Here is a 12,411-nt window from a genome sequence, read left to right as displayed (position 1 = left end):
GTCATGAAGATTTCCCGCCTCGGAGAAGCGCCGGATTATCGCTTCTCACTGGCAAATGAGCGCACCTTTCTGGCGTGGATTCGCACCTCGCTGGGATTTCTGGCGGCAGGCGTCGGTCTTGATCAGCTCGCCCCGGATTTTGCCACGCCGGTGATCCGTGAACTGCTGGCGCTACTGTTGTGTCTGTTTGCGGGCGGCCTGGCGATTTATGGCTATCTACGCTGGTTACGTAATGAAAAAGCGATGCGCCTGAAAGAGGATTTGCCTTATACCCATAGCCTGTTGATCATCAGCGTTATTTTGATGATTGTCGCGGTGATAGTGATGGGGCTGGTACTGTATGCCGGATAGTCGTAAAGCCCGTCGGCAGAACGATCCGGGACTGCAACCGGAGCGTACGTCGCTGGCCTGGTTTCGCACGCTGCTGGGATACGGGGCGTTAATGGCGTTAGCCGTCAGGCACCACTGGCATCAGGCGGGGTTCTTGTTCTGGGTGTCAATCAGCGTTCTGGCGATAGTGGCGGTGATTCTTTGGCGTTATACCCTGAGTCGTAATTTGATGGATGTCGCGCATAGCGATTTTTCCGAAACTCATGTCGTGCGTGACAAATTTTTGATCTCCCTCGCGGTGTTGTCGCTCGCAATCCTGTTTGCTGTTACCCATATTCGCCAACTTATTGCATTTATCGGGAATTTTATATGACAGGACGTCAGGACATTGTCGTGAGTGATGACCAGATTCAGGTCGTCGTAAATCGCCAGAATAGCCAGCGCCCTCAGCAACTGTACCGTAACTTACAACGGCTCGGCATTCGCAATGTCCATTTTATCCCATTGTTGGAACATGACCGGAACGGAATGTTGACCGAGGATTCATTGTGTTCAGCAGACTGGGGGCGGTTTTTAAATAGCGTATTTGATATTTGGGTACGTGAAGATATTCAGCGTATCTCGGTTCGCCTTTTTGATGAGACGCTACAGCAGTGGTGCGGCGGCAGGAATGGCGCTGAAGCGCCGGACAAGGCGCCGCTAAGCGCTGAATGTCAGAAGTGTTCTTTATTACGATTTTGCGGCGGCGGATGCCCTGAGCATCGGGATAGCCAGGGGAAAAATCAGCTTTGCGAGGGCTACCAGACCTTTTTTAACTACTCCTCGCCGCATATGCGGGTGATGCGGGATTTACTGAAGCAGCATCGCTCGCCGGAGGAGTTGATGGCGATGCTGCGTTAACGTCACAGGCCTGATAAGCGTAGCGCCATCAGGCGATGGCGTGCCGGATGGCGCTGCCGTCTTTCCGGCACTGAGCGAGTATTAGCGTCCTTTCGCCAGGTATTGTTCCATTTCATCCTCCGGCACCATGCCGCCCCCGGTTGCCCATACCAGATGCGTCGCGTTGCCGAGCTGCGTCTGACTGAATCCATGCCTTTGCTGATACGCGGCGGCGGCGCAAATGCGCTGTGGCCCGGCCATCCCCGCCAGAGCTGATGGCTCCAGTCGAATTCCTTCCTCCTGCGCCAGCCAGCCCAGCATGTCATACATTGTTTGATCGTCTAAGGTATAGAGGCCGTCAAGCAGACGCTCCATTGCCCGACCAACAAAGCCCGAAGCACGACCTACCGCCAGGCCGTCAGCCGCCGTCAGGTTATCAATACCGATATCTTGTACTGAGATGGCATCGTGCAGACCGGTATAAACGCCGAGTAACATGCAGGGTGAATGGGTCGGTTCGGCAAAGAAACAGTGGACGTTGTCGCCAAACGCCAGTTTCAGGCCAAAGGCGACGCCGCCAGGGCCGCCGCCAACGCCGCACGGCAGATAAACAAACAGTGGGTGACTGGCGTCAACGACGCGTCCCTGTTGAGCGAATTGCGCTTTCAGACGCTGACCCGCTACCGCATAGCCCAGAAATAGCGTGCGAGAGTTTTCATCGTCGATAAAGAAACAGTTTGGATCGGATTGCGCTGCTTTACGGCCCTGCTCAACCGCCACGCCGTAATCATCTTCGTATTCTACGACCGTCACGCCGTGGCTACGCAGCTTCGCTTTTTTCCAGGCGCGGGCGTCGGCAGACATATGTACCGTCACTTTAAAACCGATGCAGGCGCTCATGATACCGATCGATAGCCCCAGATTGCCGGTTGAACCGACGGCGATACTGTACTGGCTGAAGAATTGTTTAAATTCCGGCGAAAGCAACACGCTATAGTCATCGTCGGTGGTTAACAGACCCGCCTCCAGCGCCAGTTTTTCCGCGTGCGTTAGCACCTCGTAGATGCCGCCGCGCGCTTTAATGGAACCAGAGATTGCCAGGTGACTGTCTTTTTTTAACAGCATTTCACCGTTGATCGTTTGCCCATACTCTTTTTCCAGCCGTTTTTGCATGGCCGGAATAGCGACCACGTCAGATTCGATCATGCCGCCAGCGGCGGCGGTTTGCGGAAACGCTTTCGCCAGATACGGCGCAAAGCGCGCCAGACGGTCATGGGCGGCGTTTACGTCCTGCTCCGTCAGGCCGACATACGGTAGACCTTGTGCAAGAGAGGTGGCGCCCGGGTTAAACCAGGTGGTTTCTTTGAGGGCGACCAGATCCTCGACCAAAGGATACCGGGCGATGAGCTTTTGTATGTTTTCCATAGTACGTCTCTTTACGATCAGATGATAAAGGAAAGCAGGAATGTGCCAGCCAGTGCAACGACAGATGCGATAAACGTGGCCGTCGTATAGTATTTAAACGTTTCATTCAGCGTAGCGCCGCAATACTGCTTGACCAGCCAGAACAGGGAATCGGTCACGATCGTGCAGCCAATGGCGCCGGAACCAATGGCAATCGCAATGATCTCCGGGCTGACGTCAGGATAGAGCGGCAGCATGGGCGCAACAATCGCCGTGGCGCCCATCATGGCTACCGTCGCAGAGCCGACCGCCGCGTGCAGAATCAGCGCTACCAGCCATGCCAGCAGAATCGGGTGCATATGCATATTTGAGAGGATCACCGCCAGCGTGTCCGCCAGCCCGCTACTTTTGAGAATGGCGTTGAACGCGCCGCCCGCGCCGATAATCAGCAGGATGTTCGCAATGGCGCCAAAGCCGTTTTCGGTGTGGGTAAGTAGCGCGCTCATACCCATATGCTGGCGCAGACCGAGTATGTAATACGCCACAAAGACAGCGATAAACATTGCGGTGATCGGATTACCGATAAACTCCAGCAGCGTATACAACGTGCCGTCTTTCGCCATATTCAGTTCAGCGACGGTTTTCACCAGCATCAGGCCAATCGGCAGCAGAACGGTAAACAGCGTTGCGCCCAGCGACGGCAGGGTGTTTTCGGCGCGCACTTCAAGATCCGCAAACTCTGTCGGTACGGGCTTGAACGGCAGACGATTACCCAGAAACTTTAAGAACAGCGGACCGCCGACCAATGAGGCCATCAGTCCGACCAGCAGACCGTAGACAATCACCGAGCCGATATCCGCCCCCAGTTTATTTGCGACAAACAGCGCAGCCGGATGCGGCGGTACCACGCAATGGACGGCCATCAGCGCGGTACACAGCGGAATGGCCAGCTTCAGCAGCGAGGTATGGGTCTTTTTAGCGATAGAAAACGCCAGTGGGATGAGCAACACGACGCCCACTTCCACGAACAACGTGATACCGCAAATCAGCCCCACCAGTACCATGATCACGTCAGCAGAGAGCCAGCGGCAGCGCTGGAGCGTAAGCCCGATGCGTTCCGCCGCGCCGGAAACCTCCATCATTTTGCCGAGGATGGTGCCAAGACCGATAACGGCGGCCAGAAAACCGAGCGTACCGCCTATTCCGTTTTCTATCGCCGTGACCATCTCCAGCGGCCCCATGCCCATCATCGCGCCGACAAAGAAACTGGCGAGCAGTAACGCCAGGAAGGGGTGGAATTTAAACTTCACGATGGTCAATACGATTAACACGATGCTGATCAGCAGCGTGCTCACTACCCAGATTTGAGCGTGCATATCTCACCTACCCTGTGATTAATCTGTTCTTATTGGACAGAAAAACAGCACCTCCTGACAAACGATATAATTTGCCATTCACATGATGTAAATTGAATCAACTATGTGATTTCCATCTAATATTGCCTTTATTTTGCGATATGGTTCATTTTGCTTCATCTATGTGCGGATTTTTTCAGCGTGTTTTTTTACACTTCGGGAAATTAAAAGATGACTGAGGTTGCCATGGAACCCCTTCGCGATACCCGAAACCGCTTACTCAACGGCTGGCAGTTATCCAAACTCTATACTTTTGAAGTCGCGGCCAGACACCAGTCCTTTGCTCTGGCGGCAGATGAGCTGTCGTTAAGCCCCAGTGCGGTAAGCCATCGTATCAATCAACTGGAAGCCGAGTTGGGAATCCAGCTATTTGTCCGCTCTCACCGTAAAGTGGAGCTTACCCATGAAGGCAAACGGGTATTCTGGGCGCTGAAATCGTCGCTGGATACGTTGAATCAGGAAATCCTCGATATCAAAAATCAGGAACTGTCCGGCACGCTGACCGTGTATTCACGTCCCTCTATCGCCCAGTGCTGGCTGGTGCCTGCGCTGGGGGACTTTACCCGTCGCTATCCGTCAATTTCTCTCACTATGCTGACCGGCAACGATAACGTTAACCTACAGCGTGCCGGCATTGACCTGGCTATCTATTTTGACGATGCGCCGTCGGCGCAGCTCACGCACCATTTTTTAATGGATGAGGCGATTTTGCCCGTTTGCAGCCCGGATTATGCCCGTCGTTTCGCCTTGCAGGATAACCTGAATAACCTACGGCACTGTACGCTCTTACACGACAGACAGGCGTGGAGTAACGATTCGGGCACCGATGAGTGGCACAGTTGGGCGCAGCATTTTGCAGTAAATTTGCCGGATTCATCCGGCATTGGCTTCGATCGTTCTGATTTAGCGGTGATTGCCGCGATGAACCACATTGGCGTGGCGATGGGGCGTAAACGGCTGGTGCAAAAGCGTCTCGACAGCGGTGAACTGATTGCGCCTTTTGGTGACATGAGGCTGAAATGTCATCAGCATTATTATGTCACCACTCTGCCTGGCAGGCAGTGGCCGAAAATCGAGGCATTTATTCGCTGGTTGCAGGAACAGGTGTGAAGATTTATTACGCTTTGTCGCTACACCTGCCGGGAGTGAATATGCTAAATACGTGCTATCACCGTGGTAAAAATTTTAGGGGGCGTCGTGTTTAAACCGCTTATTGCCTCTCTCATGCTGACCAGCGCGGTCGTCTATGCGAAACCGATGCCTTTGACGGCGGCGCGCTATGCGCAGCAGCTTGGCGTTGGGATGGATGTTGACTGGGCGCGAACGGAACGGGGTATCCGCGAGTTTGATCCGCTGGTCGTGCGGGATTTTAAGGCAAAAGGGTTAACGCATGTCCGTATTCGTGTGGCAGGCGCGCCGACGGAAGCGCGCCTCATCCATTTGCGTAAGCTGGTAGAGGCCTGCGAATACTATGGCGTCATACCCATTATTGCCTATCAGGCGGATGCGTATAAAACCGATCCCAGCGCCAGCCATGAAAAGGAGCTGATCAACTGGTGGAGCGTGGTCGCGCGCTATTTTGGTCAGACATCCCCGCTTCTGGGGTTCGATCTCATTTATGAGCCTGCCGACAAACTTAATCATAATATGGCGTCGCTGAATCGCGTATATGACAAAACCATCCGCCTGATTCACGCCATTGACCCACAGCGGATGATTTTCGTTGCCCCCCGCATGCGCGCCGCGCCGGAGGATTTGTCGGCGCTTAAACTGCCGGCGCAAAGCCAGAACTATGTACTGGCGGAGTGGCACATCTTCCCGTGGGGACCCCTGAAAAGCGGCGGTAAATATCCGTGGACGTCAGGCACGGCGGCGGAAAAAGCGGCGATTCGGGCACGGATCAACGCTGCGGTTCGCTGGCAGCATAAGACCGGCCATGCAAGCTGGGTGGGCGGATGGGCGCCGGGAGAGTCGATAAAAATGACGCCGGTCGCTTCACAGTTCGCGTTTGCCCGTTTTATGGCCTGCGAGCTGAAAAAAGCGCATATTCCGTATGCGATAAACGCGGACACTCAGTTTTATGACGGCGAAGAAGGAGCGTGGCGTCCGGCGCAGGAGTCCCTGCTCAATGCGATGATCGCGCCGGAATGTGAAACGCCCGGCAAAACGCCGGGCGAGGGAAACGTTAAACCGTCTGCCCCTGATGCGATATCCGTGACGCCAGCGGCAGCCAGCACGCCAGGATCAGCAATCCCATAAGGGTCATCAGCAATCCCAGACTGCCCTGACCGGTTTGCGGCAGCATTGCCGAAAGCCACGCCAGTACGCCGGAACCAATATATTGCAGCCCGCCGACCAGCGCGCCAGCGGTGCCTGCGAGGAACGGAAACGGCTCCATCGCGCCGCTGGTGGCCAGTGGAAATAACATCCCGGCGCCGAAGAAAAACAGCGCAGCGGGGATGAGTAGCGTCCAGACGTTCATCACGCCAAACCAGCCGGGAATCCACATCATAAGGCCTGCCAGCAGACAGCAAATAACTGACTGCCACATCAGGGTTGAGAAGCGTTTATTCGGGCGTCCGGCAAACCAGGCGCCGAAGAACGCCGCCGGAATCGGCAGAATAAACAGAATGCTTACCACCATACTGCTGAGACCTAATACTGCCCCCATCAGCACGCCGGAACAGGCTTCAAAGACCGCAATGCCAGCCAGCCCGCCGATTAGCATCAGCAGGTAACAGTTAAATGCGCCGTTACCAAACAGCGTTTTATAGCTGGCGATCAGCCGTGTGCGCGGCGCGCCGGCGGGGCGGGTTTCCGGCATCCAGCGCGCCATGCTGAAGGTGACGCCAGCGCAAAGCACCAGCAGGAAAGCGTAACACGCGCGCCAGTTCCACAGGGTATCCAGCAGGCCGCCAATCAGCGGCGCTAACAGCGGGCTGACCAGAATCCCCATATTTAACAGGCTATTGGCGTGACGAAGTTGCGTTCCTTCATACAGATCGCGCGGGAGCGTTCTCGCCATTACTCCGCCAACGCCGGTTCCCATCCCTTGCATGGCGCTGGCGGCAATCAACACCGTCAAACTATGCGTGGTCATGGCGAACAGGGTCGCTACCATAAAAATAGACATGCCGACGAGGATTACGGGGCGGCGCCCAACCCGGTCGGAAAGCGGGCCGTAAAACAGTTGCGAGACGCCGTAGGTCAGGAGGTAAGCAGCCATTACGCTCTGGACGGCGCCTTCCCGGACGTTTAGCGCTTGTGCCATATCGGCGATGGCGGGAATATAAATGGTTTGCGCCATCTGCCCTACGGCCACCAGTAACACCAACATCAACATCAAATTGACGTTTCTCTGCCTTTTCATTTCGCTGATTACTTTTCAAAAAAAGAAAAAATAAGAATAACTTGCTGCGCATTCCCATAAATGCGAGAGGAATCTATCACACCAGAAAAAGAAGGCCAGACAGCAACCAGCAATGGCAGACGAAGGAACGGCAGGATATGTAAACAAAAGCGGCAACAAATGTTGCCGAGAATGTGTTACGTCTGCGGCTGTCATTGGGCGATCATGACAGACGGAGTAAAATCGCCCCGAGGGCAATCCCGCCAGCCGCCACCAGACGTAGCCCGGCCACTTTCTCTTTAAGCAACAGCCAGGCTATCAGCGCGCCGAATAAAATCGACGTCTCACGCAGCGCGGCGACCACCGCCAGCGGCGCCTGGGTCATGGCCCATAGCGCCAGCCCATAAGATCCCATAGTGCCAATCCCGCCCAAAATGCCTTTTTTCCACTGTTGCGCCAGATAACGCGACGCTTCCCGCCGCCGCGCAATCATCGCCCAGGTTAACAGGCAGGCGCCGTTGAGAAAAAATGACCATAGCGTATAGCCCAGCGCCGTTTCGGAGAGTCTTACGCCGGTCCCGTCCACCAGCGTATATCCGGCAATAAAACAGGCGTTAGTTAATGCCAGCACGACACCACGTTGAGAACTGGCGCGGCCATTACAGGCCATCCCAAGTATCGCCATGCAGATCACTGCGATGCCGACCCAGGCCATCGACGACAGGCTGTCGCCAAGAAACAGAACGCTAATGAGCGCCACCAGCAGCGGCGCGGTGCCGCGCATAAGAGGATAGGTCTGGCTCATGTCCGAGACCTGATAGGTTTTCGCCACCAGGACGGTATACACCACTTGGAGCGCGGTAGAGGCCGCTAAAAAAGGGATACTGGCGTGAGCTGGCTGCGGCGAGAAGGGCAAAAGGATCAATGCCATGACCGCCGCGGAACCGCTGACGCCGATCGCGGCGTAGAGCTTATCGTTTCCCGCTTTGACAATGGCGTTCCAGCTGGCATGTAGCAGCGCGGCGAACAGCAAAATGCAGAAAACGGAAAGGGTCATAGTGTCAGGCGTCGTTGAGGGTGTCATAAAAACGTAACATACCCGGGAAGCGAAAGACCAGCGGATAAGGTGAAAGGGGAGCGGTTGCCCGCTCCCCTTCGGTGCGGCTTGAATCTGAATTACTTAAGGTATTTCAGAACAGCATCAAGCAGTTGCAGTGCTGCAACAATGAGTTTCAGGATAAGAATGGTGATATCCACTACGCTCATACGCGTCTCCTGTGGTTAAGGAGCACTGCCAGCCGACGTACCTTTCCGCTGCCTGTTGTCAGCTGTTGCGCACGCGATCCCTTTTGCGAGGAATAGTGTGCGTGTTGACATAACACAGTGTGCTCACGAGGGGGTTAAGGCGCTGACGGCACCACCCGTTTCAGCCAGGACTTCGTTGCGCCGGTTTACGATGCGGCCCCCGCATAACACATTGTGTCAAAGACATTATAGTTAAGTACTGTATAAATTAACAGTAATTTATAGACAGAACGGAGCTTCTGATCCATACTCAAATTCATCAAAATTCGCGCCGAAATTGCGCGTTCTGCACAGAACGCGTATACTTCTGCTGTTGACATAACACAGTGTGCTTCGCGGCTACCACCCGCATTACGCTGTAAGAACCTCGCTTCGGCGAGGTTTTTTGTTTTCCGGCATTGTGAAACGCGTAATCATCAATCCCGGCGATTACCGGAGGGCGCTACGCTTATTACGCCTATACTCAAAGCGTGTAAATTCGTAGAAAAATGTGATCGCTGACGCATTTTTGTGCAGATGAAAATTTTTCCGTTGTCATGCTGAAAGCGCTGTGCTTGTATAAAACGTGTTAATAACAAACAGACAAGGCCCCTAATGAACCCTTCCATGCTGAACGCGACCCTACTAACAACTGCGCCATCTCGCGCAGTGGTCGTCGTGCGTGTGGTGGTGGTCGTCGGCAATGCGCCGTAGGGTCCGGAACACACACGATTCCAAAACCCCGCCGGCGCAAACCGGGCGGGGTTTTTTGTTTAAGACACCTTCCCGGAACGTCGGCTCAGAATAAAAGGAATGGAGCATGGCAAGTTCGGGCACAACATCTACACCTCAGCGCTTTACGGGCGCGGAATTTATTGTTCATTTTCTGGAGCGCCAGGGGATTCGTATCGTCACCGGCATTCCCGGCGGTTCGATCCTCCCCGTTTACGACGCGTTAAGCCAAAGTACGCAAATCCGTCATATTCTGGCGCGCCACGAACAAGGCGCGGGGTTTATTGCGCAGGGGATGGCGCGGACGGAGGGTAAACCTGCTGTTTGTATGGCCTGTAGCGGGCCGGGCGCGACCAATCTGGTCACGGCCATTGCCGATGCGCGCCTGGATTCTATTCCGTTAATCTGTATTACCGGGCAGGTTCCGGCGTCCATGATCGGTACTGACGCGTTTCAGGAAGTGGATACCTACGGTATCTCTATCCCCATCACCAAGCACAACTATCTGGTCAGAAATATCAATGAGTTGCCTCAGGTGATGAGCGATGCTTTTCGTCTGGCGCAGTCGGGGCGTCCCGGCCCGGTGTGGATAGACGTTCCTAAAGATGTGCAGACGGCGACAATTGAGCTGGATGCGTTGCCGTCGCCGGCGGAAAAATCACCCCCGCCGGAGTTTAGCGCGGAGAGTATCCGCGAGGCCGCCGCAATGATTAACGCGGCGAAGCGTCCGGTGCTGTATCTGGGCGGCGGCGTGATCAATGCGCCGACACGCGTGCGCGAACTGGCGGAAAAAGCGCAACTGCCGACGACAATGACCTTAATGGCGCTGGGAATGCTGCCTAAGGCGCATCCGCTGTCGTTAGGAATGCTGGGGATGCACGGCGCGCGCAGTACCAATTTTATTCTGCAAGAGGCCGATTTACTGATTGTTCTGGGCGCGCGTTTTGATGACCGGGCGATTGGCAAAACGGAGCAGTTTTGTCCGAACGCCAAAATCATCCATGTGGATATCGATCGCGCCGAGTTAGGCAAAATTAAGCAGCCGCATGTGGCTATTCAGGCGGATGTCGATGATGTACTGGCACAGTTAATTCCCCATATCGAGGCACAGCCGCGGGAAGCATGGCATCAGTTGGTGGCGGACTTGCAGCAAGAATTCCCTTGCAGTATTCCCCAGGAAAATAACCCGCTTAGTCACTATGGGCTGATTAACGCGGTCGCCGCCTGTGTGGACGACAACGCGATTATTACCACTGACGTAGGTCAGCATCAGATGTGGACCGCGCAGGCTTATCCGCTCAACCGTCCGCGTCAGTGGCTGACTTCCGGCGGGCTGGGCACCATGGGGTTTGGTCTGCCCGCGGCGATTGGCGCGGCGCTGGCGAATCCGGGCAACAAGGTGCTGTGTTTTTCCGGCGACGGTAGTTTGATGATGAATATTCAGGAGATGGCTACCGCCAGTGAAAACCAGTTGGATGTGAAAATCATCCTGATGAATAACGACGCGCTGGGACTGGTACATCAGCAACAGAGTCTGTTCTATAAACAGGGCGTTTTTGCGGCGACCTATCCGGGAAGCATCAACTTTATGCAGATTGCCGCCGGGTTTGGTCTGGACACCTGTGATTTGAATAACGAAGCCGATCCGCAGGCGGCGTTGCAGGCTATCATTCGTCGTCCTGGACCGGCGTTGATCCATGTGCGCATTGATGCAGAAGAAAAAGTGTATCCGATGGTGCCGCCGGGCGCGGCAAATACAGAGATGGTGGGGGAATAAGCCATGCAGAAACAATCACATGATAACGTTATTCTGGAGCTGACCGTTCGCAACCATCCTGGCGTGATGACCCACGTCTGCGGGCTGTTCGCCCGACGCGCTTTCAACGTTGAGGGTATTCTCTGTTTACCGATTCAGGGTAGCGATCAGAGCCGCATCTGGCTTCTGGTCAATGACGATCAGCGACTTGAACAGATGATCAGTCAGATCGATAAACTGGAAGACGTGGCGAAGGTGGTACGAAACCAGTCCGATCCCACCATGTTCAATAAAATTGCCGTCTTTTTTGAGTAAGTTATTCACTTTCCGAATCAGGCGTGATGACTTTGACGGAACCATTCCGACAGTGAACGGCATAATCTGTCGGTAATGGGCGATCGCTAATCAGGACATCAAAGGCAGAAAGCGGACCAATGCTGGCAGGCGCGACCTCATCAAACAGGGCGTGACGCGCCAGCAAAATTTTGCGCAGACCGCGTTCCATCGCTTTACGTTTGGCGGCAAGATCATCCGGGTTAAACCAGCTCACGCCAAAATGTTCATGTACGCCGCTGGCGGAAATAAACACTTTGCGCGGATTGAGCGAATCCAGCGCCGAAGGATTATTGGCATCATAAAAGGCATCGCTCTTGGCCCGATAGGTGCCGCCGCACAGAATCGCCGTGGCATTAGGCTTTTCATTCAGCGCGATAAATACCCGATGCGAGTAGCAAATCCCGGTAAAGGTAATATCATCCGGTATCATGCTGATAACTAATGGCATTTCCGGACCGTTATCAAAAAAAACCAGATCGTTTTCACGCACCAGGCCGGCGGCCAGGATCGCAACGGGAAGGTCGTCCCGATGATGCGTCTTTTTCGCCGGCAGCGGCATATTGGTTGAAGACGCAGGCTTATTTACCATGACGATATAGCCGCCGAGCAGCGTCAGCGGTAAAGGGTCATCATCCTGGCTGAGATCGCGGCGAATGGTCATCACCGAAACTTCCAGCATCCGCGCGGCGTCTTTCAGATGGATTCGATCGGTCTTTTTCAGTAACTCCATCAAGCGTCGGATACGTTCTTTTTGCTTGGTCTCCATTCACCCTCTCCGCAAATCATGTTGTTATGTTCCATCAGTAACATTTATGTGTTTCTGAGAACATTACAGTGTGGCACTACTATACGTCCGGCTGTCAGGAAATAAAAGTGGGTTTATTCGCGTTTTATAACAATAAATAGTTAATTTTCAGTAAATTGTA

At 54.3% G+C, this 12,411-nt stretch carries 14 protein-coding genes and 1 pseudogene; 8 read left to right on the top strand and 7 right to left on the bottom strand.

Going from position 1 to position 12,411, the window contains the following annotated elements; genetic code table 11:
• Window positions 1-3: 3 nt before the first annotated feature.
• From N7E69_RS08115 to N7E69_RS08105, 3 genes are read left to right on the top strand one after another with little or no spacing between them, the layout of a single operon-like run.
• Window positions 4-351: a YidH family protein gene (locus N7E69_RS08115; RefSeq protein WP_000703964.1), complete on the top strand. Its 348-nt coding sequence runs from the start codon at window positions 4-6 to the stop codon at window positions 349-351.
• The gene (locus N7E69_RS08110) at window positions 341-703 is read left to right on the top strand and encodes a DUF202 domain-containing protein (protein WP_001113454.1); all 363 of its coding nucleotides are present in this window, start codon (window positions 341-343) and stop codon (window positions 701-703) included. Before N7E69_RS08115 ends, N7E69_RS08110 begins: the two co-directional genes overlap by 11 nt.
• On the top strand, window positions 700-1,230 hold the full coding sequence (locus N7E69_RS08105; RefSeq protein ID WP_000147830.1) for a radical SAM protein: 531 nt from the start codon (window positions 700-702) through the stop codon (window positions 1,228-1,230). The genes N7E69_RS08110 and N7E69_RS08105 overlap by 4 nt, the downstream gene beginning before the upstream one ends.
• Before the next feature lie 81 nt (window positions 1,231-1,311).
• Here the strand turns inward: N7E69_RS08105 and dsdA are convergent, their stop codons facing one another.
• On the bottom strand, window positions 1,312-2,634 hold the full coding sequence (gene dsdA, locus N7E69_RS08100) for a D-serine ammonia-lyase (protein ID WP_000427995.1): 1,323 nt from the start codon (window positions 2,632-2,634) through the stop codon (window positions 1,312-1,314).
• Window positions 2,635-2,651: 17 nt separating this feature from the next.
• Window positions 2,652-3,989 carry a D-serine transporter DsdX gene (gene dsdX / locus N7E69_RS08095; RefSeq protein WP_000543317.1) on the bottom strand — a complete coding sequence of 446 codons (1,338 nt, stop codon included), beginning with the start codon at window positions 3,987-3,989 and terminating at the stop codon, window positions 2,652-2,654.
• Window positions 3,990-4,214: 225 nt separating this feature from the next.
• On the opposite strand from dsdX, the gene dsdC reads away from it, so the two are divergent.
• Together dsdC and N7E69_RS08085 are read left to right on the top strand one after the other, a co-directional pair.
• Window positions 4,215-5,138, top strand: a complete 924-nt coding sequence (dsdC, locus tag N7E69_RS08090) for a DNA-binding transcriptional regulator DsdC (RefSeq protein ID WP_001541637.1) — start codon at window positions 4,215-4,217, stop codon at window positions 5,136-5,138.
• Between the two features lie 63 nt (window positions 5,139-5,201).
• On the top strand, window positions 5,202-6,287 hold the full coding sequence (locus tag N7E69_RS08085; protein ID WP_000238929.1) for a cellulase family glycosylhydrolase: 1,086 nt from the start codon (window positions 5,202-5,204) through the stop codon (window positions 6,285-6,287).
• Here the strand turns inward: N7E69_RS08085 and emrD are convergent.
• The 4 genes and pseudogenes from emrD to N7E69_RS08065 all read right to left on the bottom strand — a co-directional run bounded on the left by emrD (window position 6,214) and on the right by N7E69_RS08065 (window position 8,754).
• A complete protein-coding gene (emrD, locus tag N7E69_RS08080) occupies window positions 6,214-7,398 on the bottom strand; it encodes a multidrug efflux MFS transporter EmrD (protein WP_000828751.1) in 1,185 nt (394 codons plus the stop codon). The two genes, N7E69_RS08085 and emrD, sit on opposite strands and share 74 nt — an antisense overlap.
• Window positions 7,399-7,600: 202 nt before the next feature.
• On the bottom strand, window positions 7,601-8,461 hold the full coding sequence (locus N7E69_RS08075) for a DMT family transporter (RefSeq protein WP_072103989.1): 861 nt from the start codon (window positions 8,459-8,461) through the stop codon (window positions 7,601-7,603).
• 92 nt (window positions 8,462-8,553) lie between these two features.
• Window positions 8,554-8,643: a type I toxin-antitoxin system toxin TisB gene (gene tisB / locus N7E69_RS08070; RefSeq protein ID WP_000117642.1), complete on the bottom strand. Its 90-nt coding sequence runs from the start codon at window positions 8,641-8,643 to the stop codon at window positions 8,554-8,556.
• Window positions 8,640-8,754: pseudogene (locus N7E69_RS08065) on the bottom strand (hypothetical protein). Before N7E69_RS08065 ends, tisB begins: the two are co-directional and overlap by 4 nt.
• Before the next feature lie 522 nt (window positions 8,755-9,276).
• Between N7E69_RS08065 and ivbL the strand changes: the two are divergent.
• The 3 genes from ivbL to ilvN all read left to right on the top strand — a co-directional run bounded on the left by ivbL (window position 9,277) and on the right by ilvN (window position 11,464).
• On the top strand, window positions 9,277-9,375 hold the full coding sequence (ivbL, locus tag N7E69_RS08060; protein WP_001541152.1) for an ilvB operon leader peptide IvbL: 99 nt from the start codon (window positions 9,277-9,279) through the stop codon (window positions 9,373-9,375).
• 106 nt (window positions 9,376-9,481) lie between these two features.
• Window positions 9,482-11,170, top strand: a complete 1,689-nt coding sequence (gene ilvB, locus N7E69_RS08055; RefSeq protein WP_000168439.1) for an acetolactate synthase large subunit — start codon at window positions 9,482-9,484, stop codon at window positions 11,168-11,170.
• A 3-nt stretch (window positions 11,171-11,173) separates the two neighbouring features.
• Window positions 11,174-11,464 (top strand): acetolactate synthase small subunit, encoded by a 291-nt coding sequence (gene ilvN / locus N7E69_RS08050; RefSeq protein WP_001171826.1) that lies wholly within the window; start codon window positions 11,174-11,176, stop codon window positions 11,462-11,464.
• A gap of 1 nt (window position 11,465) precedes the next feature.
• Here the strand turns inward: ilvN and N7E69_RS08045 are convergent, their stop codons facing one another.
• Window positions 11,466-12,251 (bottom strand): DeoR family transcriptional regulator, encoded by a 786-nt coding sequence (locus N7E69_RS08045; protein ID WP_000448638.1) that lies wholly within the window; start codon window positions 12,249-12,251, stop codon window positions 11,466-11,468.
• Between the last annotated feature and the right edge of the window lie 160 nt (window positions 12,252-12,411).

This window comes from Salmonella sp. 3C (genome assembly GCF_025426275.1).
GTDB lineage: Bacteria > Pseudomonadota > Gammaproteobacteria > Enterobacterales > Enterobacteriaceae > Salmonella > Salmonella enterica.
This window is presented reverse-complemented; position numbering and strand designations above follow the sequence as displayed.